Annotated in this window: 20 protein-coding genes and 3 tRNA genes; 6 read left to right on the top strand and 17 right to left on the bottom strand. The window is 53.2% G+C overall.

The window, feature by feature from the left end; translation table 11 throughout:
* Window positions 1-381 precede the first annotated feature (381 nt).
* Window positions 382-561, top strand: a complete 180-nt coding sequence (locus ACI48J_RS08795; RefSeq protein WP_405082488.1) for a hypothetical protein — start codon at window positions 382-384, stop codon at window positions 559-561.
* Window positions 562-765: 204 nt separating this feature from the next.
* Here ACI48J_RS08795 and ACI48J_RS08790 read toward each other — a convergent pair whose 3' ends face one another.
* From ACI48J_RS08790 to ACI48J_RS08765, 6 genes are all read right to left on the bottom strand, one after another.
* Window positions 766-1,707, bottom strand: a complete 942-nt coding sequence (locus tag ACI48J_RS08790) for an alpha/beta fold hydrolase (RefSeq protein ID WP_405082487.1) — start codon at window positions 1,705-1,707, stop codon at window positions 766-768.
* A 160-nt stretch (window positions 1,708-1,867) separates the two neighbouring features.
* A tRNA-Leu gene (locus ACI48J_RS08785) sits at window positions 1,868-1,953 on the bottom strand.
* A 6-nt stretch (window positions 1,954-1,959) separates the two neighbouring features.
* Window positions 1,960-2,033: transfer RNA gene (locus ACI48J_RS08780), tRNA-Ile, on the bottom strand.
* 46 nt (window positions 2,034-2,079) lie between these two features.
* Window positions 2,080-2,153, bottom strand: a tRNA-Met gene (locus ACI48J_RS08775).
* A gap of 73 nt (window positions 2,154-2,226) precedes the next feature.
* Window positions 2,227-2,394, bottom strand: a complete 168-nt coding sequence (locus ACI48J_RS08770; protein ID WP_317954947.1) for a hypothetical protein — start codon at window positions 2,392-2,394, stop codon at window positions 2,227-2,229.
* A 121-nt stretch (window positions 2,395-2,515) separates the two neighbouring features.
* The gene (locus ACI48J_RS08765; RefSeq protein WP_405082486.1) at window positions 2,516-3,052 is read right to left on the bottom strand and encodes a phosphatidylglycerophosphatase A; all 537 of its coding nucleotides are present in this window, start codon (window positions 3,050-3,052) and stop codon (window positions 2,516-2,518) included.
* A gap of 164 nt (window positions 3,053-3,216) precedes the next feature.
* On the opposite strand from ACI48J_RS08765, the gene ACI48J_RS08760 reads away from it, so the two are divergent.
* On the top strand, window positions 3,217-3,729 hold the full coding sequence (locus ACI48J_RS08760; protein ID WP_405082485.1) for a 2'-5' RNA ligase family protein: 513 nt from the start codon (window positions 3,217-3,219) through the stop codon (window positions 3,727-3,729).
* A 125-nt stretch (window positions 3,730-3,854) separates the two neighbouring features.
* Here ACI48J_RS08760 and ACI48J_RS08755 read toward each other — a convergent pair whose 3' ends face one another.
* The 4 genes from ACI48J_RS08755 to ACI48J_RS08740 all read right to left on the bottom strand — a co-directional run bounded on the left by ACI48J_RS08755 (window position 3,855) and on the right by ACI48J_RS08740 (window position 12,465).
* Window positions 3,855-5,624: a hypothetical protein gene (locus tag ACI48J_RS08755; protein WP_405082484.1), complete on the bottom strand. Its 1,770-nt coding sequence runs from the start codon at window positions 5,622-5,624 to the stop codon at window positions 3,855-3,857.
* 26 nt (window positions 5,625-5,650) lie between these two features.
* Window positions 5,651-6,919: an efflux RND transporter periplasmic adaptor subunit gene (locus tag ACI48J_RS08750; protein WP_405082483.1), complete on the bottom strand. Its 1,269-nt coding sequence runs from the start codon at window positions 6,917-6,919 to the stop codon at window positions 5,651-5,653.
* Between the two features lie 31 nt (window positions 6,920-6,950).
* Window positions 6,951-10,058, bottom strand: a complete 3,108-nt coding sequence (locus ACI48J_RS08745; protein ID WP_405082482.1) for an efflux RND transporter permease subunit — start codon at window positions 10,056-10,058, stop codon at window positions 6,951-6,953.
* A gap of 274 nt (window positions 10,059-10,332) precedes the next feature.
* Window positions 10,333-12,465 (bottom strand): hypothetical protein, encoded by a 2,133-nt coding sequence (locus tag ACI48J_RS08740; protein WP_405082481.1) that lies wholly within the window; start codon window positions 12,463-12,465, stop codon window positions 10,333-10,335.
* Window positions 12,466-12,726: 261 nt separating this feature from the next.
* On the opposite strand from ACI48J_RS08740, the gene ACI48J_RS08735 reads away from it, so the two are divergent.
* Together ACI48J_RS08735 and ACI48J_RS08730 are read left to right on the top strand one after the other, a co-directional pair.
* Complete coding sequence (locus tag ACI48J_RS08735) at window positions 12,727-14,097, top strand: dipeptidase (RefSeq protein ID WP_405082480.1); 1,371 nt, start codon at window positions 12,727-12,729, stop codon at window positions 14,095-14,097.
* A 68-nt stretch (window positions 14,098-14,165) separates the two neighbouring features.
* Window positions 14,166-14,672 (top strand): GNAT family N-acetyltransferase, encoded by a 507-nt coding sequence (locus ACI48J_RS08730; protein WP_326052855.1) that lies wholly within the window; start codon window positions 14,166-14,168, stop codon window positions 14,670-14,672.
* A gap of 392 nt (window positions 14,673-15,064) precedes the next feature.
* Here the strand turns inward: ACI48J_RS08730 and pyrE are convergent, their stop codons facing one another.
* The 7 genes from pyrE to pyrR all read right to left on the bottom strand — a co-directional run bounded on the left by pyrE (window position 15,065) and on the right by pyrR (window position 23,912).
* Entirely contained in the window at window positions 15,065-15,706 is a 642-nt protein-coding gene (pyrE, locus tag ACI48J_RS08725) for an orotate phosphoribosyltransferase (protein WP_405082479.1), read from the bottom strand.
* Between the two features lie 60 nt (window positions 15,707-15,766).
* Window positions 15,767-16,498 (bottom strand): orotidine-5'-phosphate decarboxylase, encoded by a 732-nt coding sequence (gene pyrF, locus ACI48J_RS08720; RefSeq protein WP_405082478.1) that lies wholly within the window; start codon window positions 16,496-16,498, stop codon window positions 15,767-15,769.
* A 121-nt stretch (window positions 16,499-16,619) separates the two neighbouring features.
* Complete coding sequence (gene carB, locus ACI48J_RS08715) at window positions 16,620-19,829, bottom strand: carbamoyl-phosphate synthase large subunit (RefSeq protein ID WP_405082477.1); 3,210 nt, start codon at window positions 19,827-19,829, stop codon at window positions 16,620-16,622.
* Window positions 19,816-20,994 (bottom strand): glutamine-hydrolyzing carbamoyl-phosphate synthase small subunit, encoded by a 1,179-nt coding sequence (gene carA / locus ACI48J_RS08710; protein ID WP_326052851.1) that lies wholly within the window; start codon window positions 20,992-20,994, stop codon window positions 19,816-19,818. Before carA ends, carB begins: the two co-directional genes overlap by 14 nt.
* Window positions 20,995-21,029: 35 nt before the next feature.
* Entirely contained in the window at window positions 21,030-22,322 is a 1,293-nt protein-coding gene (locus tag ACI48J_RS08705) for a dihydroorotase (protein WP_405082476.1), read from the bottom strand.
* 130 nt (window positions 22,323-22,452) lie between these two features.
* The gene (locus ACI48J_RS08700) at window positions 22,453-23,364 is read right to left on the bottom strand and encodes an aspartate carbamoyltransferase catalytic subunit (protein ID WP_405082475.1); all 912 of its coding nucleotides are present in this window, start codon (window positions 23,362-23,364) and stop codon (window positions 22,453-22,455) included.
* Window positions 23,361-23,912: a bifunctional pyr operon transcriptional regulator/uracil phosphoribosyltransferase PyrR gene (pyrR, locus tag ACI48J_RS08695; RefSeq protein WP_218228420.1), complete on the bottom strand. Its 552-nt coding sequence runs from the start codon at window positions 23,910-23,912 to the stop codon at window positions 23,361-23,363. The genes ACI48J_RS08700 and pyrR overlap by 4 nt, the downstream gene beginning before the upstream one ends.
* A 424-nt stretch (window positions 23,913-24,336) precedes the next feature.
* On the opposite strand from pyrR, the gene dapD reads away from it, so the two are divergent.
* Complete coding sequence (dapD, locus tag ACI48J_RS08690) at window positions 24,337-25,047, top strand: 2,3,4,5-tetrahydropyridine-2,6-dicarboxylate N-acetyltransferase (RefSeq protein WP_009671804.1); 711 nt, start codon at window positions 24,337-24,339, stop codon at window positions 25,045-25,047.
* A 175-nt stretch (window positions 25,048-25,222) separates the two neighbouring features.
* On the top strand, window positions 25,223-26,488 hold the full coding sequence (locus tag ACI48J_RS08685; RefSeq protein ID WP_405082474.1) for an N-acetyldiaminopimelate deacetylase: 1,266 nt from the start codon (window positions 25,223-25,225) through the stop codon (window positions 26,486-26,488).
* Window positions 26,489-26,536 lie beyond the last annotated feature (48 nt).

Genomic DNA, 26,536 nt, shown 5'->3' with positions numbered 1-26,536 from the left:
TACGGGGTTAAATTATTTCTGATGAAAAACAGCAAAATGAGCTTATGATACGAATTTGGTATGAATTTGGTATATCTGATACGAACGAACAAGGGCTACGATCCCTCGCTTTCACTATTATCAAATCCTTCAATTTTTGTTCCTTCAAACCAGTTTCTGAAACCAACTTGCTTATATATGTTTTTCGTCCAGCTTTGTTTTGCTGCGTGAAAAGGTGGTCCTTTTATTCGCTATCTTTGTGGACACACTCCCTTCTGGTATTTCTCTTTGAAAACGGGTACTGCATCGACCACCTATGCACTTCTTAATTTAGTCAAAATAACTTAAAATATCTATACATACCAAATTCTGTTTTATATAATAAAACCGGAGGTGATAATCATGTATAGTAATATGACTAATAATTTTTTGGTCTATGACCGCCAGCATCAACGTACTGACAATGATCCGGATATTTATAATCGGTACAAAAACTTTTTAATATTTGTTGGTTTCGACGCCGCTGAGGCAGAACTAGAGGTCGCATATTTTATGAATGCCGTCTTTGATACGATGGACTGAGGAAACTCAGTCTGTCATCCCGTACACATATCGTTCCTCTATCTTGACTGGGTGGGGATCATCGGTTCCAGCCCGGCTCAGGCCATACTAGAAAAACCCTTACGTTGTAAGGTTTTTTTGCCGTTTAAAGGCACAACAAGCCATACCGCTCCACCCTTACCCTGAATTAAAAAAGGTCCCTTCCGGGACCTGCGAACTTTTCGTTTACTCTGTCGGCACCACTTTGCTTTTTAAAAATTGCAGCGTGTGTTCAATAGCCTGCTCCAGCTCCGCGGAAGTACCCGCAAACGGATGGACCGTATTGAACGTGTGGTTGGCACCCGCAATTTGAATCCACTGGACTTTCGGCTGATTCTCAACGAGCTTTTCCGAGCCTGCCCTCAAGTTGGCGTAATCTTCCTCCCCCTGTATGAGCACAACCGGAAACGCCGCTCCCCGCATCCGTTCCAGGATGTTGAAGTCCTCCTTGCGGGCCTCCAGATCGTCCAGGATGACCTTATCGAGCGGCATCTGCTGCTTGGTCCTCGCATTAGCGATATAGGCGCGTCCTTCGCTGCGCATCTGTTCTTTGCAGGCTTCGTCGAAAATGTCCACCTGCGTAATTCCGTTCCAGCTGACGACTCCCGCAATCTCCGTGGGATGATCCAGCGCGTAGATCAGGCTTACCCCCGCTCCGCGGCTGTGACCGAGCAAAAAGACAGGAAGCTTATTGACCGGGTTGGCGGAGCCCCGGTGCTGATTCTCCTCGTTCGAAAGATTAATCCCCCTGCTGTGGTGAGGATAAAAAACAACAGGCTTCAAGCGATCCGATTTCAGCAGCTTGTTTTTAAAGTCCCACTCGTCCGTCAGCACAGAGATCAAGGTCGACAAGTCGTCCAATTCGCAGCTGTACGTATTTTTCGCAAATTTCTCCAGCTCACTGAATGACTGCCCGTCTTCTCCCACTCCGTTATGTGTAAAATCAAACGTAATGACATCCACATCCTGGGCCAGTTTCCCGGCCGCGTAAGGGAACATCCCCCAGTTCTTAAATCCCTTAAAACCGTGCGAGACAATGAGAATGCCCCTTGCTATAGAAGACGCCGGATAAAAATCTCCGCGAATGACATTGCTTTGATCCATTACGATCTCAAACGGTATCGCCATGGTAACGCCTCCCCGCTTATTTGTTTTAATATACCCTTACCCGTTTTACAGGCATTTCTTAACAGGAAAAAATAAACTGCAAAAAACTCCCTTGTCTCATTCTGCGGTGCGCATAAGTGAAAGAAGGGAGTTTTCTGATTATACCTCGTTGTTGCCTAAATGCCGAAGACCGGACTCGAACCGGTACGATAGTCACCTACCGCAGGATTTTAAGTCCTGTGCGTCTGCCAATTCCGCCACTCCGGCTTACAATGGGCCCTGAGGGACTCGAACCCCCGACCAATCGGTTATGAGCCGACCGCTCTAACCAACTGAGCTAAGGGCCCGGATATGTTATGTATGGCTAAAAACAGACAAAAAAAATTTGATTAATTGCGGGGGCAGGATTTGAACCTGCGGCCTTCGGGTTATGAGCCCGACGAGCTACCGGGCTGCTCCACCCCGCGTCAGTAACTAGCAATGTCGTTTAGCGACAAAAATAAATATACAATACAAAGTACGGTTAAGTCAATACTTTTTTTAGTAAATCGAGTAACGGACACCGAAACGTCCTTTTTTGGATTTGAAGACTTCAACTTCGGACGGGCATTCGTAGCCGTAAATCCACCAGTCCTCCTCCATCCGCTTGGCAAGGACACCTGCCTGAAACTTACTGTCGTACAGCTTTACCCAATATACCCACTGCATGGTCCTCACTCCGTTGATGATGTTATTGGCCTAGAAATAGCATATCCAAAAAGACATTCGCTTATTTGTAGGCCAACACGGTCAGCGGAATTTTTCATAAAAAAGCATCGAAGTGCGCAATTTACACATATTCGTTATCTTCATCGGGTACTTCCCGTTCTAGTTCATCCCTGCTTCTATGGGCGATTCTTCCCGATGCGGCCGAGGCTATGGCGGCTACAAGATCGTCCAGGAAGGTATGCACGGCGCCGCCGGTCTTCGTATCCAGCCGTTTGATCAATCCGGTCTTTTCCTTGTCCAGATAACCAAATGTCGTGATGGCAATGCTGCCGTAGCCGAAAACGGAACCGATCGCAAGCGTTTCGTCGCATCCGAATAAACTCTCATCCGTGTCCAGAATCGTTTGGAGCGGTTCTGTAAGCTTTTTCTGCTCGGCCAGCATATCCAGCTCGGTTCCCACCAGAATCGCGTGCTGAAGCTCTCTTTTGCCCAGTACGGCCTGAATGGACTGCATGCACGTATCCATCGATAAACCCGGATGATAGGGCTCCTGCATGGCGTATACGATCTCTGCGATGTCTTCCAGACTCGCACCCCGGTCTGCCAGCCTTTGCATAACGACCTTTTTAATTTCCCGGCTGTGAACTTGTCGTTTCACGGTCTTCTCCCCTTAAATTTCCACGATATGTTCAGTATATGACTTCACACATTTTCGGGTATGGGCATACGCGTACAATGAATCGTCTTAAAATGAAATTGTGAGCGGGATACAAACACGGTATAATAAGAACTAGTCGACCATAATTTAGGGAGGGATTCCATATGATGTACGGCATCGCCATTCTTCCATCCGCAGAAATTAAGGAATTTGCCAACAGTTATAGAAAAAGGTTCGATCCTTATTATAGGGTGATTTCGCCCCACATTACGGTTCGTGAAAAAGAAGAGTGGACCGAAGAACAGCTTCAGGCTGCCATCAGTCATTTGGAAGATCTGAGCCGCAGCGTGTCTCCATTCCAGCTTACGTTCAACCGGTTCAGTTCTTATTTTCCGGTTAACAACGTTATTTACCTGGCACTGGAACAAGTGGAACCGGTCATTGATCTTCACGACAAGCTTTGTACGGGCCCTCTCGTGGATACGGAAAAAGCTTACACCTATCATCCCCATCTGACCATCGGACAGAAATTGGGAGCCGATGAGCTGCACGACGTACTGGCCAGTGTAAAAAACACGCCGGTCGATTTTTCCTTCAATGTGGACAGTATTCAACTGCTCGGAAAACAGGAAAACGGCGAATGGTCCGTTATCCGCTCATTCCCGCTCCAGGGGTAACGAACGCTTCAATAAAAAAAGGCCTTCCGGTTTAACCGGAAAGGCCTTTTTTAGATGAGGTTCGGCGGAAAGAGCCACGCCAAGACTCGAACGGCTCCTTCAGAAGAAGTGGCCGAGCTTTTCAATTACTGTTTAAACGTAGTCAGAAGACGCTTCGCCGTCTCGCCTTTATCATTGACGAAGGATTCATAGACTTTGATCATTACAGGGTAATTCAACTGCATGGATTCCGCACCAAAATTAATGGTGTTGGAGCCTTTTTGCAACTTGTTTTCCCCGACAAACGGACTTTTGACCGAGTTTATAAGAGTACCGCCGTTATCGTACAAGTCAAACTGAAGCTGGGAGAACGTACGGTCAATGAGTACATCTTTTTCCTGCTCAATGTCCAGGGAAAGCTTCAGACGATAATTATAGTTCTGCTGTTGATTATACAGTGCTGAGATCTCCCAGTTGTTCACTTTCACGGTCAATGGATACAGCTTGAGCTCATCCTTCGACTCCGGTTGCGGTTGAAGATTAACGCTGTAAGCCGTCAGAAGAGATTTATACGAAGCTACCGGCGTTGCAGGTGCTGGCGAAGCCGGCTGAGCAGCGTACAATCCGTAAGTTTCATACAAAGCCATTTTAAGCCCTTCTCCTGTTTCCGAAGTCGGCAGTACATAGGAGTAAGTTACGACATTGGATGCGTTTGGAAGCACGCGCTGAGAGGTCGTTCCCTGTCTGTTTCCGTTGTACGTATAACCGTCTCTGCTGACAAGATCTGTTGCGAAACCAGGGACATCCAATGGGTTACCGGATTTATTGGTAAGTTTAAATTTAGCGATGGCGGTTTTAAAACCGTCTTCATCATTTTGCTGCATGTGGAGCTCCACAAGGGAAACATCCAGGTTCGGGTGAATCGTCTCGTTGAGCGGGTCCATTTTCATGGAGGCACCGAAAGCATAAACTCCCTGAACCGGCAGGGCATCGGCCTGCTTGGCCGGCAGCATGATATGAACGCGGCCTACGCTGTAAATGACCGGCTTCTCCTGCGCGTCAATGTATTTCTCTGCGGTGACCACATTTAAAGATTGCAGCTCTGTGTTCAGTTCCGTAGGTATAACAAAGTGAATGTACTTCTTTTCTCCCGGTTCCACAGTTAGCGTAGCGTCGGATGGGTTGCTGTCATACGTCTGCAGGCCGCTTTTGCCTTCCAGGGCAATGTTCGGAAGGGTCTGGCGCTTGGTCGACGGATTCGTTACAAGCACTTGAACGACCGAGTTCGTTTTCGTGCCGACCGTATCGCGGCTGATACTCGTTGTTTTGAATTCGAGCGGCGTCTGCAAAGAAGGAATGGTAAAGGCTTCTCCCCATTTCTTCACGGAAGCGGAAGGAATTTCGGACGTTTCCGTTCCGTTCCACACTAGATCGCTCACAGGTACGCTGAGCTGGAGCGTTTCTTTTTTCGGATAGACGTAAACATCGATGTCTACCCAGCGAAGCTCGCTCAGTTCTACGCCTTCTCCGCTGTCAACCGTCGCCAGGTAGCTAAGCTCAACCTGGGATTTGGGCTGAATGGAGCGGGGGCTTCCCAGACTTGCCTGCAAGCGGAGTTCCACGCCGTCTTTCGTTTTCATGCGCACTTCGTACTCGGGTACGCGTACAACTTTCGAACTGGTGTTTTTCATGCGGACAACGGCACCCAGACGGGTTCCGTCCGCTGTTTTTTCGTTTAAAACACTTTTTATTTCGACTTGCAGATCGTTCGTTAATTTATAAGCGGTCGGCGCTGAGGCCGATGCTTGTGCGGGTGCTGGCTTCCCCGGTTCTGCCGCAAGTGCCGGAACGGCGCTTGCGAGCAGAGCGGCAGACAGAAAGACGGACGATACGGTAGTTTTCCATTGGCTCTTCACGGTATTCTCCTCCATGTGTTCCTTTGTTAGTTAGCTGCGGCTGCTGTCGTGACTTTTTCTTTATCTTTCAGCTGATGCTGACCGGAAATGACAATCTGCTCGTTTTCGCTTACGCCGGAAATCACTTCCTGCATCGTTTCCTTCAAACGGCCGAGCTGGATTTTGCGCTTCTCAACGGTATCCCCGTTCAGAACGAAGACAAATGAGTCGCTGCCTTCTCTGACGATACTAAGCGTCGGGATAGCCGCCACTGTCTGCTCCGCCTCATCGGTCAGCTGAATCTGAACTTTCTGTCCGGGCTTCAGCTTTTGGTCGGCGTTTGAAACTTCCAGCTCCAGCGTGTAAGCTTTCGTCTGTGCATCCAGCACATCGGAAATATACTTAATCGGAGCTTTCGTTAATTCCGTCGTGCCCGGCACATAGAAATTCAGCTCTTTCTTGTCGCGCACCAGATTAACGGCTTCTTCCGTCAAATCGGCTCTGATCAGGATCGGATTCAGCTGCTGGATGACCCCGGCTTTAAATCCCTGCCCGACCGTCATCCCCGCCTCAACCGGGAAGTCCGTAAGCACTCCGCTTACAGGTGCTTTCACTTCCGTATTTTCCAGATCGCGTTCCGCTTTCTTGACAGACAGGCCGGACGTTTCGATCGCTACTTGAGCAGCGGCGAGCGAATTCGAATTGTCCAGCGTTTTGCGCTTCTGTTTCAGGGTGCTCAGATCAAGCTTGAGGCTGTTGAGCTTTGTTTCCTCCTGCTCCAGCTGGATCTTCGTTACGGTACCTTCATCATAATCGTTACGGATTTTATTAAAATTCTTCTCGGCATCCCGGATTCCCTGCTCCGCTTTTACGATGTTGTTTTCGAGGTCCGTCTTCGCGTTGGCCAGCTCTTCCTTGGCCTGCTTCAACTGGGCCTGGGCGCTCTTGATACCGAGCTGTCCCTGTTCCTTCTGCAATTGCAGATCGGATGGGTCAATGCGGAACAGAAGCTCACCCTTCTTGACGATGTCGCCTCTCTTTTTATAGACCTGCTGAACGTCTCCGCCTGTTTTCGAAATAACTTCCAATTGAACGGAAGAGATGACATTGGCGACCTGCTCGAGCGGGTCCGATATTTTTTCTTTCGTCACCTTGACGGTTTTTACGGTCTTAATCTGAGATTCCTGGCCCTGTGCGGTGTCTTGCGGACCAGACAGCGGTTTGTTCGAACAGCCGACGGCCAAGGCCGTAGTAAGGGCGACAATGCCTACCAGTTTCGTGCTCTGCTTTACGATCGTAGCTAAAGGACGTTTCATCAGTTGTACTCTCCTCTTCTCTTTGCTTGACTCAGGATTTTGCCGCAGGGACCGCATCCACCTTATTTTTCTTTGGTTTACGGTGGAACGCGTTCGAACTTCTGCGTTTAAAGGATTCAATCAATTCATAAATGATAGGTACGACAACTAGCGTAAGTACTGTAGAAGTGACGAGCCCGCCGATAACGACGACCGCCAAGCCTTTGGAAATAATGGTCCCTTTGGACAAACCGAGCGCAAGCGGCATAAGCGCAAACACAGTCGCTCCCGCGGTCATAATGATGGGACGAAGACGAGTCATCCCCGCACTGATAAGGGATTCCCTGACCTCGACTCCCTGCTCGCGCAGCTGCTGTACCCGGTCGATCAGAACGATCGCGTTCGTCACGACGATTCCGATCAGCATCAGGAATCCGATGAGAGAAGTAATGTTGAGCGATTCTCCCGTGACCAGGAGGCCGAACAATCCGCCGATGACCGCCAGCGGCAGCGAGAACAGAATGGCAAAAGGAGCGCTGGCGTTCCCGAACGCGAGAACCATGACCAGATAGACGATAAAGATGGACGCGCCCATGGCAGCGAACATTTCCGAGAACCCGGAAGAGATATCGTCGGAAACCCCTTTGACCTCACGGCTTACGCCGGCAGGAAGCTCCAGCGCATTCAATTCTGCAGCCACCTTGCCGCTGACTCCGCCTTTATCCGCACTTTTGATCTTGGCCGTTACTTTCAGCGTTTGGGTCTGATTTTCACGGGTGATGGCTGTAGGAGCATCAATCTGCGTGATCTTGGCGATTTCATTCAGCTGAACCGTCTGACCCGTCGGTGTTTTCAGCAGGAACGTGCCGAGTTTATTCACCGAATTTTTATACTGGGGATCAAGCTCCACTTTGGTCTCATAAGTAACGTTATCAAACTTCAAGTCGCCGAGTTTGCTGACTCCGATCCAAGAGTTAACCATTTCAAGCACCTGGGCGGAGCTTAGCCCGTACATACGCGCTTTGTTCTGGTCGACCGTGACTTCGACTTCCGTCTTGGAATCGCTGAGGCTGTCCTTGACTTCGTACAGATCGGGGAATTCTTTCATTTTCTCTTTAACCTGGGCGGCCGCCTGCTTCAGATACAGCATGTCGTCGCCTTTCAGGGAGTAAGAGAAATCCGTGCCGCTTCCGCCGGCGCTCGCGGCAATCAGTGAACCGTCGACCTCTGAACCTTTCGGAAGCTCATATAAGATTTTCTCTTTGTAGGCCTTCATAACCTGATCGGCGTTGCTGCCTTCGTTCGCTTCGGTAAACATCAGCGTCCGGTACGGCGTTACATCGCTGCTGAATGCGTAGCCCACCATTGACTCATTGTATGTAAACTGCGGATTGCCCGAAGCGTCTTTCGCTTCCCTCATCATCTGCTCGAGCTGCTTGGACTTTTCGTCCATCGTTTCGATCGACGTGTCGTTCGGCATCTTAATCTGGAAAATCATCTGCCGTGCCGACTGATCCTCCGGCATGAACGATACGGCAAGCTGCGGTACGATCAGCACAAGCGAGGCAACGAAGAGAATTCCGGAGAACAGGAGTGTTTTGATCCGGTTGTTCAGGGACCACTCCAAGACTCTTTTGTATGCAAGGGCAAATTTGCCCACATGATTCTCGTCGTGGTTGCCGAGTTTTTTGCTTTTCAGCACAAGAAGCTTCGCCAGCATCGGAATGACCGTCAGCGCCACGAGAAGCGAGGACAGAAGCGCAACGACCAGTGTAAGAGCGAAAGGACGGAACACTTCGCCGATAACCCCGCTTACGAATGCGATCGGGCCGAAAACGCCGACGGTTGTAATCGTCGAGGAAGTAATCGCCGAGGCAACTTGAGCCGTAGCCATTTTGATGACGGACTCTCCGCGTTCCTGGGCTTTCTGAAGCTGGCTGTAAATATTTTCGATGACAACGATACTATCGTCCACGACGCGTCCGACCGCAATAGCCATACCGCCGAGTGTCATGATATTAAGTGAAATATTAAGCGGCACCATCATCAAGAGCGTGATTAGAATGGATAATGGAATCGAGACCAAAACGATGAGGGTCATCCGAATATTTCTGAGGAAGAGCAAAATCATAACCGAGGCAAGCAGGGCGCCCATACCGCCTTCCTGCACCATGCCGTGGATCGACTTTTTGATTTCCACCGCCGAATTATAAACGGATTTGAATTTCACGCCCGGCAGGCTTTTCTCCCAGTTTGCCATCAAAGCGTCGGCTTCGTCCGCGAAGTTTACCGCGTTGGCCGACTTCGTTTTGTACAGCTGCACGCCGATGGCCGCTTTGCCGTCGAGGCGGGTGATAAACTGGGATTCGCTGATGGCTTCGATTTTGCCGAGATCCTTAAGCTGCAGCACGCTGCCTTTCGGTGTGGTCAGCGTCAGGTTGTCAAGGCTGTAAATCGTGTCGATCTGACCCGTCACCCGCACCATCTGGGTCGTACCGTTGAATTCAACGGTTCCTGCAGGACTTGCGGACAAGGCGGCCCGGATGCTGTTCGAGACATCCGTCGGCGTCAATCCATAGCTGTTGATCGTGTTTTCATTGAGCTTAATGGAAAGAGTCGCTTCCTGGTTGCCGACGGAGTCGACATGGTCAATGCCTTTGATCGTGTTAAAGCCCGGTAAAATCGTGTCTTTGTAAATTTTATCAAGCTCCGCCTGGTTCATCCCGTCGTTGCCGTATACCGCCAAGTAATAAACCGGCTGGGATGAGAATCCTTCTGTCAGCACCTTAGGCTTCTCAGCCTGCTGCGGCAGCTTGACGTTCGAAACCAGCGCCTCAAGATCCTGCTTGGCATCCTTAGGCTTGATGTTCTGTTCGAGTTCGATCGTAATTTGCGAATAATTATCGCTCGACGTAGACGATAAATTTTTGATGCCGTCAAAACCGGCGACCGCTTTCTCCAGCGGCTTCGTAATCTGGTCAAGCACATCTTTCGGCGGTGCCGTGTACTGGGTGGAAATGACCACGATCGGAAACGAAATATCCGGCATGCTTTCCACCTTCAGTTTAGTCGTGGCGAAAATGCCGCCCGCAAATATCAGCAGCATAATAATAAAAAGCGCCGCCACGTTTTTCATTGAAAAACTAGTCATTTTGTTCATCCACTCTACTCCTCCGCACCGATTGAACATCTCTCTTGAAATTGGCAGCTGTACCCATTCTTTCCCCATCATAAACGGTAAAGGTTAAAAAAATATAAACTGGCTTTATTTTTTTTCAATGACTTTTTTCTCTACACTTTTTTTCCCTTCACGCTGCCTCCTACCGTTTTGACGACAAAAAAGAGGTGTCCACTTCAACAGTTACGGATAAACATGAAAAAAGTTCCATCCGAAGATGGAACCTTTGCCGTAAAAGCCCTTAATATCGCTATAATTAGTCCGAATACGTAAACCAAGTAAAGCTTTGCTTGGCCATAAGTTTCCGCTGTCCCTGGAATTCGTGGTAGACGCTGAGATGGAACTTATCGAGAAACCGCTGCTTATAGATCAGCTCCGCGTCCTGAAGCTGGATGGTGAAGTTCTCCTTCTTGCCGATTCTCAGCTCGTTGTCGGTCACCTGCTCGGCCGATTTGCCGTCGTGCGGCTCCCAGTTTTTCAGCTCGTACGCTTTCTCGAACGATTTGTTGCCTTTATAGTCTTCAAAGACGAGAACGAGTTTATGTCCTTCCGGCGCCGTTTCGGTCAACAGCTGCTTGCGGATATCATAATCGAACTTCAGCGTCAGCACATCGTTGTTGATCGCCGTATTGATCCGGCTCAAGGAAACCGTATACGGGAACAGGGTGATATCCTTCAGCTTGTCTTTGACATCTTTGTTCTCTTTGGGCAGCGCGAACGTTACCGGCCTTACGTAAGCGTCGGTTTTTGCAGGCTGCTGGGCAGTACCATCCTTGCCTCCTCCGGTTTCCAGCGCAACGGAATCACCGATCAGCAGACGGACATTCTCCATATCGGTTCCCTTAGGCAGAGCGGCCCATACGTCTAGTCTTGCTTTGCCGCCTGGCGCGACCGTTTTCTTGATATCCGACACGGAAGCCGGGAATACGGTGCCGTCCTTCAATTGAAAATGGGCGACCAGACCGGTGACGGGCGCAAACCGTTTCTCCGCATTTTCGATTTCCAGCTCGGCCGAAACGATGCTCCCGCTCAAGCCCTCGTAAGAGTTGATTCCGGCAACCGTATACTCCGCTTTGCGGCCGATTTCTTCGCGGGCGTATTTTTCTCCCAATCCCACAAAAGGCAGCTGCTGCAGATCGGGCTTCGCGGTAAGCTCCAGCAGATCGTTCACCTGCGTGTCGCTTTCTTTTTCCTGGATAACCAGCTTGACTTCCTTAAACGCGTACGTATACGGGATTTTGCCAAGCGCTTCAACGGACAGAGACGAGCCCGGATCGATACCGATCACTTTATCCGTGCGGACCAGCTTGGCCTCCACTTTCACGGCATTATCCAGCAGAAAGTAAGCCGTCATATCCGGAATCGGAAGCGACTGCTCTCCTTTGTTCGACAGCGTGACGTTGGCGGTCAAAATATCCTGGTCTTCCCACGGAAGACGGTAAATGCCTCCGAGCTTGGCCGTATAGAGACCGGACTTGTTCATAAACTGCGTTTCCTTGCCGGCCTCGCCACCGGCAGGTTTACTGACGGCCGGAAGCTGGTAAGCGGCCAGCAGCGTGTTGAACTTCAGCTCCGGATGGATCCGGGTGATGACAAGCTCCCAGCCCTTATCCCCGGCTTTAAGCGGAATAGCACCCGACAGCTGAACGGTTTTCGTCTCCTTCGGGCTGATTTTCAAATCCTTGGCGTTCTTCGCATCCAGCGGATACAAAAGTCCTTCGGGCGTTCGAACCGAAAATTTGACTTCCGGCAGGGTAACTGCCGCGCCCCCGATATTTTCAAGCTGCAGGCTTATTGCGGGCAAGTAATATTTCTCGTTCTTTCCGTTTGTAAACTTCTCCGTGGTGGCGCGCAGTTCGCTGCTTCCCACTTGGAAGTCGGCATTTTGTCCCGTCGGCGTCACTCCCGTGTAAGAAGCCGGTACGGATACTTGTCCGAGAATGCGCTCGGAGTTTGGCTGGCTGAAATCCCATTTGATAAACTGCACTTGCAGATCCTGAAGCTTCTCGCCGCTGCCGACTTTGGCGTAGTAAGACACCTGGCCCGAAGAGTTGGCTCCGATCTTCTTCACTTCTTTGTCCTGGGGCATCAATCGAACCGTATATGTATGGCCTGTTTTGCTTTTGAGCCGGACCCAGTAATCCACGAGCGATAAATCGGCAGCGCTCTTATTATGGACGCCGACCGTGAACGTCACGATATTGCCGTCCTGATCCGGCAGCAGCTGGATATTTTGAAGCTCGAACGAACCGGAAGCCCCTGCCGTCACCGAGCCCAGAGCCGGTTGTCCGGAAGCTGCCGCAGCGGGGGTCGCCGCAAGCACTCCTCCTGTGCTTAAAGTTAAAATCAGCGCCAGTGCGGTCGCACGTGCTGCCATTTTGTTGCGCATAGTTTCCACCTCAACCCATGATTTAAATACAGCCGAAAAGCCTGTTGACAAAACGCGGATGAAAAGATTTCCATCCTGTTTCCACTTAGTAAGACGATTAAATCTCCAGGAAGTTTCTTTTTAGGCCAAAAAATTATTTTTCCTGCTTCAGTTCCGGCGGTTGCTTTCGTTATTGAAGAATTTGCAGGATTTTAAGCGGAAATGGGGAAGTTATGAGGATAAGCTTTTTTAACCCATTGTCAAAAAAGGAGTCCTGTCACCATGAAAGCCAAAACAGAATCTTATGCGTCCCGGCATAGAGAACGACATCTTGAAGAACTGAAAGAGCTGCTCCGAATTCCCAGCATCAGCACATTGTCCGAGCACAGGGAAGACGTATACCGCTGCGCGGAATGGCTGTCCGGCGCCTTAACGCATGCCGGTCTGGAAAATGTGGAGATCATGCCGACGGCAGGACTTCCCATTGTGTACGGGGACTGGCTTCATGCGCCCGGCAAACCGACCATCCTCGTCTACGGCCATTACGACGTCCAGCCTGCCGATCCCTTGAACGAATGGCAATCGGAACCGTTCGAACCTGTCATCCGGGACGGCAAAATTTATGCGCGTGGAGCGACGGACGATAAAGCTCAGCTCTGGATTCACGTCAAAGCGGCGGAAACGTTCCTTCAAGCGGTCGGAAGCCTTCCGCTGAACATCAAATTCATTCTCGAAGGCGAGGAAGAAATTACGAGCCCTTCCCTCGCCCCGTTCGTAAAAGAGCATGCGGAGAAGCTAAAAGCGGACGCTATCGTGATCTCTGATACGCCCATGCTGGAGAAGGGCAAACCCGCCCTGCTTTACGGGCTTCGCGGAGTCGCCGGAGTCGAGATTGAAATACTCGCGGCCAGAAACGATCTCCACTCCGGCTTGTACGGCGGCGGCGTGCCGAATGCCGTTCATGCGCTCGCAGGCCTGCTGGATTCCTTTCACGACCAAGAAGGCCGCGTCGCGATAGAGGGCTTTTACGACCGTGTCATCCATCTGACTGAACAGGAACGCGGCGAACTGGCCCGCGTCTCGCAGGATGAAACGAAGATCCGGGAGGACCTCGGTCTCTCTGAGCTCTTTGGCGAGAAAGGGTATACGTTCACCGAACGTACGACTGCGCGGCCGACTTTGGAGGTAACGGGAATAAGCGGCGGTTTTGCCGGTGAAGGCATTAAACCGATCGTTCCGGCGCGCGCATCCGCTAAAATTGCCTGCCGTCTCGTTGCGGATCAGCGCCCGGATGAAATTTTCGAGCTGATTGAGCGTCATGTAGCGGCCCACACACCGGCCGGTTTGAAGGCTTCGGTCAAAAGAGTGCTGCAGGGCAACCCTTTCCTGACACCTGCCGACCATCCGGTTATGGTGGCTGCCTCGGCGGCGCTGGAAGAGGCCTACGGAGAGAAAACGGCGCTCACCCGGGGCGGCGGCTCTATCCCGATCGTGGACGTTTTCGAACGATTGCTTCAGGCTCCGGTCGTCATGATGGGCTTCGGGCTTCCGGACGAAAATCTCCATGCTCCCAACGAGCATTTCGATCTGGACAACTTCGACAAGGGCTTGCAGGCCGTTTGCGGCTTCTGGGAAAAGCTGGCGAGCCAATAAAAAATGCGGCCTAACTCCGTTAACCATGATAAAATTAAATCATCGCACTCGAAAACGGAGGAACAGGTATGCAGCAGGATACTTACAAGCTCAGAGACGCTGTACCGGCGGATCTCCCCGCCATCGTACACATTTACAATTCAACCATCCCGGGAAGAATGGTTACGGCCGACCTTGAACCGGTGACCGTCCAGAGCCGGGAAAACTGGTTTGCCGAGCACAATCCGGAAACCCGCCCGATCTGGGTACTTGAAAAGGACGGCAAGATCTGGGGCTGGCTGAGCTTCCAGTCTTTTTACGGCCGTCCTGCCTATAACGGCACCGCCGAGGTAAGCATTTACCTTGATGAAGAGTGCCGCGGCCGCGGTCTGGGGCGTTATCTTCTGGAGAAAGCCATCGCCGCCTGTCCGGAGCTCGGCATTAAAACCGTACTCGGCTTTATTTTCGGGCACAACGCGCACAGCCTTGCCCTCTTCGACCGTTACGGCTTCGCCAGATGGGCCGAGCTTCCGCGGATCGCCGAGCTGGACGGAATCGAGCGGGACCTGATCATTATGGGCAAACGCGTAGGCTGAGGCAGCCAGTAGGCAACCGGCGCGGCGCTGCTTGTATCGTATAACTCAGGTAAACCGCTCCAATCGGATGGGCCTTACCGGTGGAGCATGCCGCAGCCGTGAACAAGGATTTGGCCCCAAACAAATAGACCTCCAACGCCGCAATACGGCGGATGGAGGTCTATTTGTTTGGATCAGGTTTCGCACCGCGAACAGCTCCCAATGCGCCATATCGTCACGTGGCGGTGGTCACCGCGGACAGTTCCTTCTGCTTCAGGAAGCGCCTATCCCAGATCCCCGTCAGCGCCGCGGCGTATGCTGGCCTGATTCCGGCTTTATGCCGGCAGATGCTCACGGGACTTCGGTTTATCTCGATCCGCGGTCCCGACTTGTCTGCTGCCTACCTTACCGCTTCACACGCCGTAGGAAGCCGGGTCTTCGCGCCAGGAGCGGAGCAGCTCCAGATCTGCCTGAGCGATGACCCCTTGTTCCACGGCTACTTCAAGCAGCTTGGAATAGTTCGTCAGCGTATCCAGCGGAATGCCGGCTTCGGCAAACGCCTGAATGCCTTTGTCCAGCTGATAGGAGAAAATAGCCAGTACACCCAGCGCCTGACCCCCGGCTTCATTGACGGCCAGAGCTGCTTTGAGGGAGCTTCCGCCTGTCGAGATCAGGTCTTCGATCACGATGACCTTCTGCCCTGCTGCCAAAGCGCCCTCGATTTGGTTTTGCTTGCCGTGGCCTTTGGCCTTGTCCCGCACGTAAATCATCGGAAGCCCGAGTTTCTGGGCTACCCATGCCGCGTGAGGTATACCGGCCGTCGCCGTGCCTGCGACTACTTCGGCCTGCGGGTATTCCGAGCGGATTTTGGCCGCAAACGCTTCTGCGATAGCATCGCGGATTTCGGGGTGCGACATTGTCAGACGGTTATCGCAGTAGATCGGCGATTTGATTCCGGATGTCCAGGTAAAAGGCTCGTGCGGACGCAAAGCTACCGCTCCGATCTTAAGCAGGGAAGCCGCTATTTCACGTTCTGTGGATTGCGCTGTGTTCATATCCAATCACTCCGTTCCTGTGTATAAAAGTTTTTGCGTTTATATTATGAGAGGCTTATCTTAGCTCTCCAGCGAATCCAAAATTTGTTCCAGCGCCTGGCGCGGATCCGGTGCGGCCGTTATCGGACGGCCGATTACCACATAATCGGTTCCGGCCGCGAAAGCTTCGGCAGGAGTCATGACCCGGCTCTGGTCGCCCAACGCCGCCCCGGCGGGCCGGATTCCCGGAGTCACCGTAATAAAATCGGTGCCGCACGCTTCCTTGACGGCGGACACTTCGAGCGGTGACGCGACGACACCCTGCAGCCCCGCCTGGCGAGCCAGACGCGCGTAACGGACGACTGCATCCTCCACCCGGCCGGCAATGCCGATTTCCTCGTTCAGCATCATTTGGCCGGTGCTGGTCAACTGTGTGACCGCAATGACCTGCGGACGCTTCGCCGTGCCTCCGCCAAGGGCCTTGTCCACACCCTCCAGGGCGCCTTCCATCATCTTGACGCCTCCGGCAGCATGGACGTTGAACATATCCACTCCAAGGCGCGTCACGCTTTCGGAGCCGCCTTTGACCGTGTTCGGGATATCATGCATTTTCACATCCAGAAATACGTTGTAGCCCTCATCCTTCAAGCGCGCTACGAAACGGGGCCCGGCTGCGTAAAACAGCTGCATCCCCACTTTTAGGTAACACGGAATTCCCCGAAGTTCCTGAATGAGCGTCTCCGCTTCGGCTGCTGAAGCAAAATCGAGCGCTACCATGATCCGTCCGGCAGATTGTGCTCTTGCGGTTTCCATCCGGCATTCCCCTCTCATATGGCTTGTTTCATTCCTGCGTTCATAAGGAGGGGATGTTACGCTCCCGGCCTCTGCGGGCCGGTTATGCGCACATCCCCTGATTTGGTTTGAACCCGTCCGCTTACGCGTATACCGGCATAGAGCGGGACGAGAAGTTGATCGCTTCGAGCATATGAAGCAGAGCACGGACCGTGTCGAGCGAAGTCATGCAGACGACGCCGTTTTCCACCGCTTCGCGGCGGATGCGGAATCCGTCGCGCTGAGGCGTTTTGCCCTTCGTCAACGTGTTGACGACAAAGTGCGCTTCCCCGCTGCGGATCAGATCCAGAATATTCGGCGAGCCTTCGCTCAGCTTATTTACGGTCGTAACCGGAACGCCCGCGGCTTCGAGCACCTGAGCCGTGCCGCCGGTCGCGATGATTTTGTAACCGAGCCGCTGGAATCCGCCGAAAATTTCCACGGCTTCTTCCTTGTCTTTGTCCGCGACGGTAGCGATGATGGCTCCCGCAGCCGGAATTTTCATTCCTGCGCCGATGAGCCCCTTATAAAGAGCTTTCGCAAAGTTGACGTCGCGTCCCATAACCTCGCCCGTCGATTTCATCTCCGGTCCGAGCGTCGTATCTACACGGCGCAGTTTGGCGAAGGAGAATACCGGCACCTTGACCGAGACGAAGTTATCTTCCGGCCAAAGGCCGCTCTGGTAGCCCATTTCGGTAAGTTTCTGCCCCATGATCACCCGAGTAGCCACATTGGCCATCGGAATGTTCGTCACCTTGCTCAGGAACGGAACCGTACGCGAGGAGCGCGGATTCACTTCGATCACGTACACCTGCTCGTTATGGATAACGAACTGGATGTTGACCAGACCGACGACTTGAAGTTCAAGTCCGATTTTTGTCGTGATATCGATAATCTGATTTTTGATCGCGTCCGAAAGAGACTGCGGCGGATAGACCGCGATAGAGTCGCCGGAGTGAACCCCTGCACGCTCTACATGTTCCATGATACCCGGAATGAGTACCGTTTCTTTATCGCAGATCGCGTCGACTTCCACTTCTTTGCCGAGCATATAGCGGTCGATCAGGACCGGATGTTCCGGGTTGATTTTCACCGCGTACTCCATGTAGCTGAGAAGTTCTTCATCGGAGTAGACGATTTCCATAGCGCGCCCGCCGAGCACGTAGGAAGGACGGACAAGCACCGGGTAACCGAACTGCGCAGCCGTTCCGACCGCTTGGTCCACGGAAGTAACCGTACCGCCCGGCGGCTGTGCGATATCGAGCTTGCGAAGCAGAGCTTCGAACTTTTTGCGGTCCTCGGCTTTATCGATGCTTTCCAGGTCGCTGCCCAGAATGCGTACGCCCGCTTTGGAGAGCGGAGCAGCCAGATTGATCGCCGTCTGGCCTCCGAATTGGACGATGACGCCGATCGGCTTCTCGCGTTCGATAACGTTCATGACATCTTCGAAGAAGAGCGGCTCGAAGTACAGACGATCCGACGTGTTAAAGTCGGTGGAAACCGTCTCCGGGTTATTGTTGATAATGACCGCTTCGTAACCGGCAGCCTGGATGGCCCATACCGCATGGACGGTGGAGTAATCGAATTCAATTCCCTGACCGATCCGGATAGGTCCGGAGCCAAGAACGACCACCTTTTGCTTATCGGTTTCCAGCACTTCGTCTTCCATCTCATAGGTGGAGTAGTAGTACGGTGTAGTCGCTTCGAACTCCGCGGCACAGGTATCTACCATTTTATAGACCGGTTTGATGTTCCGGTTCAGACGGTACTCGCGTATTTCCGCTTCTTTGACGAATGTGCTGCGGCCGGCGAGACTGCGGATTTCGGCGATGGCACGATCCGTGAAGCCCATCCGTTTGGCGTCGTATAGCACTTCGTCATCAAACTCTTCCGCGGCGATTTCCTCTTCATACCGGATCATGCCGTCCAGCTTGTGCAGGAACCACCAGTCGATTTTGGTCAAGTCTTGAAGCTGTTCGATGGTGTAGCCGCGGCGGAAAGCTTCGGCAAGCAGGAAGATACGCTCGTCGTCCGGCTTTTGCAGGCGCAGCTCAAGAGTTTCTTGATCCAGCAGATCGGTTTCCTTCAGGAACAGTCGGTGTACGCCGATTTCCAGAGAACGGATCGCTTTGTGGATCGATTCTTCGAATGTGCGGCCGATCGCCATCACTTCGCCCGTCGCTTTCATCTGCGTCCCCAGCTTACGGTTGGCGTTGATGAATTTATCGAACGGCCAGCGCGGAATTTTGGAAACGATGTAATCGAGCGTCGGCTCGAAGCAGGCGTATGTTTGGCCGGTAACCGGGTTAACGAGTTCATCCAGCGTGTAGCCGATTGCGATTTTAGCGGCCATTTTGGCGATCGGATAACCTGTCGCCTTGGAAGCGAGCGCCGAAGAGCGGCTTACGCGCGGATTTACTTCGATGACATAATATTGGAAGCTGAACGGATCCAGGGCGAACTGAACGTTACAGCCGCCTTCGATGTTCAGCGCGCGGATGATTTTCAGCGATGCCGAGCGGAGCATCTGGTACTCGCGGTCCGAAAGCGTCTGGCTCGGAGCCACGACGATGCTGTCTCCCGTATGAACGCCGACAGGGTCGAAGTTTTCCATGTTGCAGACGACGATGCAGTTATCGTTGGCGTCGCGCATGACTTCGTACTCGACTTCTTTCATGCCCGCGATGCTTTTCTCGACGAGACACTGTGAAATCGGGCTGTAGCGGATACCCGATGCCACGGTTTCCACGAGTTCTTCCTCGCTGTGGCAGATTCCGCCGCCCGTACCGCCTAGCGTGTAAGCCGGACGTACGATAATCGGGTAGCCGATTTCGTTAGCGAAGTCCACGGCTTCCGGCACGGTCGTTACGATGGTGCTGTCCGGTACCGGCTGTTCCAGCTCGCGCATCAAATCGCGGAACAAGTCACGATCCTCGGCCTTCTCGATAGCCGTTAGCTGTGTGCCGAGCAGTTTCACGTTCTCCTGTTCCAGGACGCCTGCACGTGCAAGCTCAACCGCCATGTTCAGACCCGTCTGTCCCCCGAGTGTCGGAAGAAGCCCGTCCGGACGCTCCTGGCGGATAATCTGGGTAACGAAATCAAGCGTAATCGGCTCGATGTATACTTTATCGGCCATGTTTGTATCGGTCATGATTGTTGCCGGGTTGCTGTTGATCAGGACAACTTCAAAACCTTCTTCTTTAAGAGCCTGGCACGCTTGTGTGCCGGCATAGTCAAACTCCGCAGCCTGGCCGATGACAATCGGTCCGGATCCAATCACCAGAATTTTTTTGAGCTTCTCATTTTTGGGCATAGTGAAGTTCTCCTTTCGACGTGTTGTCAGACTGCTCGGCTTTCCAGGCGGCAAGCATTTGCGCTTGACGCGGAGCCTGCGGGTTGTCGGTTTGATGCGAGCGGATCATAGTCAGGAAATCGTCGAACAGGTAGCTCGAATCGAAAGGTCCCGGAGCCGCTTCAGGGTGATATTGGACCGAAAATGCCGGATACTGGTTATGTTTAAGTCCTTCGATCGTACGGTCGTTATTGTTGATGTGAGTAACGGTCAAGTCCGTACCGTCGATGGATTCTTCTTTTACGGTATAGCCGTGGTTCTGGGAAGTGATGTAGCAGCGTCCGGAAATGAGATCTTTCACCGGATGGTTGCCGCCGCGATGGCCGAATTTCAGCTTCTCGGTGTCGGCGCCGCAGGCCAGGGCAAACAGCTGATGACCCAGACAGATTCCGAAGACAGGCACTTGACCCAGAAGCTGACGGACGGTTTCAACCGCATGAGGAACGTCTTTAGGGTCCCCAGGGCCGTTGGAAAGCAGCACACCGTCCGGCGCAAGGCGCATAATTTGCTCCGCTGTCGAGTCCTGAGGCACGACAACCACGTCGCAGCCGCGCTTCGTCAGGTCGCGGACAATTCCGCTCTTCGCTCCGAAGTCCACAAGGACTACACGCTCGCGGTTGCCCGGCGCGCTGAATACATGCGGCGTCGATACGGTTGATACTTGCGTGGTCATAAGCGGAGTCGTTTGCAGCATTTCCTTCAGTTCTTCAACCGAGCGGTCAGAAGTCGTCAGCAGACCTTTCATAACGCCGTGATGGCGGATTTTACGGGTCAGCATGCGCGTGTCGATATCGCTGATGCCGATAATGCCGTATTCTTTGAGCAGGTTGCCCAAAGTGTACTGCGCGCGCCAGTTGCTCGGCGCCTCTTCGTGCCGGCGTACGACGAACCCGTGGACAAACGGTCTCACGGACTCGAAGTCATCCCGCGAGATGCCGTAGTTCCCGATCAGCGGATAGGTCATTGTCACGATTTGTCCGCAGTAGGACGGGTCGGAAAGTACCTCCTGGTAACCCGTAATTCCCGTATTGAATACTACTTCGCCGACCGAATCCCCTTCGGCTCCGAACGATTTACCCGTAAAAAGCGTTCCGTCTTCCAGCAGCAGTCTTGCCTTTGCCTTCATGCCCCTCAGCTCCTTCTCTATATGTTTCGTGTTGTCTATTCGTTTGTTTCCGTCCAGGCGATTTTGCCTCCGACCATTGTCAGCACCGGCCAGCCTTTCAGCTTCCAGCCCGTGAACGGCGTGTTGCGGCTCTTGGACAAAAATGCCGCCGGATCCACTTCTTTTTCGGTTTCCAGATCGACCAGCGTAAGGTCCGCGTCGCTTCCGACCTGCAGCCGTCCGGTTTCCAGTCCGAACACTTCGGCCGGTTTGGAAGTCATCCGTTCGATCAGGAAGCCCAGCGACCATTTGCCTGTCGCGACAAACTTTGTATACAGCAGCGGGAAGGCCGTTTCGAAGCCTACGATGCCGAAAGGCGCAAGCTGCATGCCTTTAGCCTTCTCTTCCTCGCTGTGCGGCGCGTGATCGGTCACAATGATATCGATGGTGCCGTCCTCCAGCGCCTCGATCACCGCATCCACATCCCGTTTCGAGCGCAGGGGCGGGTTCATTTTCCAATTTGCATCCATACCGGGGATATCTTCTTCGGAGAGGAGCAGGTGATGCGGGCAAACTTCAGCCGTCACCTTCACGCCGATTTGCTTGCCCAGCCGGATCAGCCGTACGGATTGCTCCGTGCTCACATGGCAGACGTGATAGTGAACGCCCGTCGCTTCCGCAAGCAGGATATCGCGGCCTACATGAATCGCCTCCGACTCGTTCGGAATTCCCTTCAGCCCGTTCTTATCGGCAAACGTCCCTTCGGAAACCGGAGCTCCGGCTACCAGCGTCTCGTCCTCGCAGTGAGCGACGATCGGCATGCCGAGTTCAGCCGCCCGCTTCATCGCGTCTTTCATCATCTGGGCGCTCTGCACCCCGACTCCGTCATCCGTAAACGCCACGACTCCGGCGTCTTTCAAGGCTTCGAAATCGGTCAGTTCGCGGCCGAGCTGATTGCGGCTGATGCATCCGTAAGGAAGAACTTTCACGCCGTTTCCTTCGTTTTCCGCTTTTCCCTGAATGAGCTTGACCGTTTCGACGGTATCGATTACCGGTTTCGTATTCGGCATGCAGGCGATCGTGGTGTACCCGCCCCGGGCAGCCGACCGCGTTCCGCTAGCTATCGTTTCTTTATGTTCGAAACCCGGTTCCCGCAAATGCACGTGCATATCGATAAAACCCGGAGAAACCAGCTTGCCCGCCGCTTCTATAACCTCATGTCCGGTGGTGTCCGGCTGCTCCTGTCCGGCTGTGACCGCCGCGATTTTGCCGTTTTCCACCAGCACATGCCCCGTCGTTTCCTTACCGGAGGCGTCCAGCATTTTTCCGTTTAAGATCCACATTCCCATGCCGTTGTCCTCTCCTCTATAGAAAAGCGGTTATTGCACTCGCAGTTGCCGCTTCTGAATTTATAAGTTCAACTTGTCCAAGCCGTTTCCGGCTGCTCTTACCGTTCCCACCGTTCCCTGCCGGCCTGCTTTAGCTGAGTGTCCGTTCGATTACAGCCATGCGGATAGGCACGCCGTTATGAATCTGGGTAAAAATCTTGGAGCGGGCGTGTTCCACCAGCTCGTCGTCAAGCTCCACGTTCCGGTTGACCGGAGCCGGATGCATGACGATCGCGTGCGCCGGCATCTGCTGCAGCCGGTTCATCGTAAGCCCGTACTTGGCGCGGTATTCTTCCGCCGAAGAGATCATGCCCTTCTCGTGCCGTTCCAGCTGGACCCGAAGCATCATGACCACGTCAGCCTGCAGCGCTTCTTCCATCGATACGTACGGAGCGTAAGCGGACAGCTCAGGTGCCTGCATGTTGGCAGGTGCGCAGAACTTCACGTTCGCTCCCATCTCCCGGAGTGCCCACAGATTGGAGCGGGCCACACGGCTGTGCAGAATGTCTCCGATGATGGAGACGGTGAGCCCCCGCAATTCGCCGAAGTGGCTGCGCATCGTGTACAGGTCGAGCAGCGCCTGCGTCGGATGCTCGTTGTTTCCGTCCCCGGCGTTGATCAAGGGGACGCTGATCTTCTCCGCGAGCTCGGCCAGCAGACCGACCGGCTTCAGCCGGATCACTCCCGCGTCGATTCCCATCGATTCGAGGGTCCGGACCGTGTCGTAAATCGACTCGCCTTTCTGTACGCTCGATTCCGCCGCGGAAAAATTCAGCACCTGGGCTCCCAGTCTTTTCTCCGCCATTTCAAAGGAAAAGCGGGTCCGCGTGCTGTTCTCAAAGAAGAGATTCGAAACAAAGGTGCCCTTCAACCGGCTCGTCACTTTATCCGGATGCTTTTCCCAGAAATCCGCCCGGTCCAGGATCGCTTTAATTTCAGAAGCGCTGACCCCTTTCAGACCGATGAAATGGTTCGCTGTGCGTGATTTAACGGCTCCCATCATTCGTTCCCCCTCTGCTGCTGGATAATGACCACTCGGTCGTGTTCGTCTACTTCTGTCAGGTGAACTTCGATTTTCTCGAGCTTCGATGTCGGCACGTTCTTGCCCACGTAATCGGGCCGGATAGGCAGTTCCCGGTGTCCCCGGTCTACGAGTACGGCAAGCTGGATCATCTCCGGTCTTCCGAGGTCAATCAGGGCGTCCAGGGCTGCCCGCACCGTGCGGCCCGTAAAGAGCACATCGTCGAACAGGATGACTTTCTTGCTCTGAATGTTCAGATTGTCTCCGCCGGGCACCGTATCCACGGACCGCACTTTCACCCGGTCGTCGCGGTAGGAAGTAATGTCGATCTCCCCGACCGGAACCGGAACGCCTTCGATTTCCTGAATCCTCTCCGCCACCCTCTGGGCGAGGTAGATGCCCCGTGTACGGATTCCGATCAGCATACAGTTGCCGACCCCTTTGTTTTTCTCCAGTATTTCATGGGCAATCCGGGTCAGAGCCCTTCTTACTGCCATTTCATCCAGCAGCACATGCATATGCTCGCTCATGTCGACTGCCTCCTTCTGTCGGGTACGCGTTTCTCGAATTTCGGCCATAAAAAAACCTCCTTGCTCCGAAGGCAAGAAGGTTAGCGCATGTGCAGAAACAGACGGGTGCTTGGAACCGAAGGAAGTTGCAGCTAATCGCCGCAATACGCTCTCCCCCGGAGTCTGCTCCTGCTTAAACGTTGACCTTGCCAGCCTCTCTGGACTGATTTTAAAGGTACCCTATTCACTTGAAGCCCATTATCCCACTTTCGACAAAAGAAGTCAACCGTAAAAAAACATGCTTTTTACGCATTTTCCCGTGTGTTTGCCCCCGTTATTTTGTCTCTGTCCTGCGTATCCTGTCGTTTTTTCGGACAATCTATCGCGTAAGCGCTTTTCATCTGCTATGATGATAAAGATAACGTACCCCAGGAGGAGTGGAAGTATGACACAGATGAATACCGAAGAAATTATCCAGTTTATTAAGACCAGCCAAAAGAAGACACCCGTGAAAGTATATGTAAAAGGAAACCTGGAAGCCGTTGATTTCGGAACGGGCATCCAATCTTTCATTTCCGGTAAAAGCGGTGTCCTGTTCGGCGAGTGGACGGATATCCAGGCCATTATCGAATCCAATCAGCAGAACATAGAAGATTATGTAGTCGAGTCCGACCGCCGCAACTCCGCCATTCCTCTTCTTGACCTGAAAGGCATTAACGCGCGTATCGAGCCCGGCTCCATCATCCGCGACAAAGTCTCCATCGGCAACAACGCCGTTATTATGATGGGCGCGGTTATCAATATCGGCGCTTCCATCGGCGAAGGCACGATGATCGACATGAACGCCATCCTCGGCGGACGCGCTCAAATCGGCAACATGTGCCACATCGGTGCCGGGGCGGTTGTAGCCGGAGTAATCGAACCTCCTTCCGCACAGCCTTGCGTAGTCGAAGACGATGTACTTGTCGGCGCTAACGCCGTTATTCTCGAAGGCGTACGCATCGGTCAAGGTTCCGTCGTGGCCGCGGGTGCCGTTGTTGTGGAAGATGTTCCTGAATTCACGGTTGTAGCCGGTACGCCTGCCCGTGTCATCAAGAAAGTCGACGACAAAACGAAATCCAAAACGGAAATTCTGAAAGAGCTTCGCGAGCTGTAAACCCGGCGGGTTTTCCGTTCACGCTCCGCTTGTACATAAAAAGAACAACACCGGCACGCGCGCATCCTTCCTGAAGGCAGGCGGACTGCCGCTGCTGTTTGGCCCAGCGCTTCCGGCGCCGGGCCCTTTTTCAATCCTGCGGACTTACATTTAACGAAAGAAGGAGAGAACCACTGTGACCAGCCCGTTTATTGAACTGCGGCGCGAGCTTCACCGGATTCCCGAGCCGGGGTTCCAGGAATTTAAAACCCAGCGCATGCTCCTCGACTATCTGGAAACTCTTCCACAGGAACGGATGAAAATCCGTACGTGGCGCACCGGCATTTTGGTGTATATCAAAGGGACGAATCCTTCCAAACGCTTCGGATACCGGGCCGATATGGACGGCCTGCCGATCCCCGAAGAAACCGGCTATCCGTTTCGGTCCGAGCACCCCGGATATATGCATGCCTGCGGGCATGACGTGCATATGTCCATCGGCGCCGGCCTAGTGACTCAGTTCGCGCAGCGCCCGATGAAAGACGATCTCGTCGTCGTGTTCCAGCCCGCGGAAGAAGGTCCCGGAGGAGCGCTCCCTATGCTGGCGTCCGCCGAGCTAAGCGACTGGATGCCGGAGCAGATGGTCGGCCTTCATATCGCGCCGGAATATCCCGTGGGCACCATCGCGGTCAAACCCGGGATCTTGTTCGCCAATACGTCCGAGCTATTTATCGACCTTAAGGGCAGGGGAGGCCACGCGGCGTATCCGCATCTCTCCAACGACATGGTGGTCGCCGCTTCCCAGCTTGTCGGGCAGCTTCACACGATTGTGTCGCGCAACATCAATCCTCTCGATTCGGCCGTTGTCACGATCGGCAAAATGAGTGCGGGCACCAAGCAGAACATCATCGCCGAGAACGCCCGGCTGGAAGGCACGATCCGCACGCTTTCCGCCGAATCCATGCAGCTGATTAAAGCGAGAATCGAAGGAATCGTTCGCGGTATCGAATCTTCCTACGACTGTACGGCGGCCATTGATTGGGGCTCCAATTATCTTCAAGTGTATAACAATGAAGCGCTGACGCTGGAATTTATGGATTGGCTGAAAAAAACAGATACGGCTCTTGAAGCCGGCGTGTCTGACGGTTCCTTAGCTGACAAATCCGCAACCGGCACCGTTAACGGCTCGGAACCTGCCGAAGCCAGCCAAGCGCAAGCAGACAGCCCTTCCTCCTGGTCGGAGCCGCTGATCCCCGTCCGCCTGTACGAATGTACAGAGGCGATGACGGGGGAAGATTTCGGTTATTTCCTGGAGAAAATCCCGGGCTTTATGTTCTGGCTGGGCGCCGAAACGCCTTACGGCCTCCATCACGCCCGCATCGAACCCGATGAAAGAGCCATCGGTGTAGCCATCCGGACGGTGGACAGCTACCTCCGCTGGAAATCCGCACAGTCCGGTTAAAAAAATCCCCTTTATCTCCCCTCTGCCAGGCAGCGGGTCGGATAAAGG

This window comes from Paenibacillus chitinolyticus (assembly GCF_045038035.1).
Taxonomy (GTDB): domain Bacteria; phylum Bacillota; class Bacilli; order Paenibacillales; family NBRC-103111; genus Paenibacillus_F; species Paenibacillus_F chitinolyticus_A.
The sequence above is the reverse complement of the archived record's forward strand: the minus strand, read 5'-3'. Positions and strand labels throughout refer to the sequence as shown.